1 protein-coding gene and 1 pseudogene are annotated in these 407 nt (G+C 30.0%); both read right to left on the bottom strand.

Annotated elements, in window-relative coordinates; genetic code table 11:
• The coding region (locus tag LQ611_RS13965; RefSeq protein WP_481817048.1) for an IS3 family transposase at positions 1 to 268 on the bottom strand (268 nt) is incomplete at its 3' end.
• Positions 245 to 407, bottom strand: a pseudogene (locus LQ611_RS14310) (IS3 family transposase); the annotation flags it as partial. The pseudogene LQ611_RS14310 and the gene LQ611_RS13965, both read right to left, overlap by 24 nt.

Below are 407 nucleotides of genomic sequence, written 5' to 3'. Positions count from 1 at the left end.
TAGATTGGTTTACCTTGCTTGATGTTACTTTAAATTTCATCTTTGTATAAGTAGAAACTAAGTTTCTTTGTTTCATTAATACACCAATCTTACGCCTAGACACATATAGTCCTCGTTTCGTTAAGGCAATTTTTATTTTACGTGTACCATAACATCGTCGATTAGAAATGAATATATCTTCAATTTCATCTGCTAATATCTCATCATTGTTTTCTTTATTAACTTTATGTTGATTATTTTGGTGGTAATAGTAGGTACTTCTTGGCATTTGTAGGACTTTGCACATTGCTGATACTAAATATTTGTGAGTATTCTTATTTATCACATCTATTTTCGTCCGATTATCAGCGCGGCTTGCTTTAAAATATCGTTTTCCATTTTTAGCTGTTTATTTTCTTTTTCTAGTT

It is taken from the genome of Mammaliicoccus sp. L-M44 (assembly GCF_022386355.1).
GTDB lineage: Bacteria > Bacillota > Bacilli > Staphylococcales > Staphylococcaceae > Mammaliicoccus > Mammaliicoccus sciuri_A.
The sequence above is the reverse complement of the archived record's forward strand: the minus strand, read 5'-3'. Positions and strand labels throughout refer to the sequence as shown.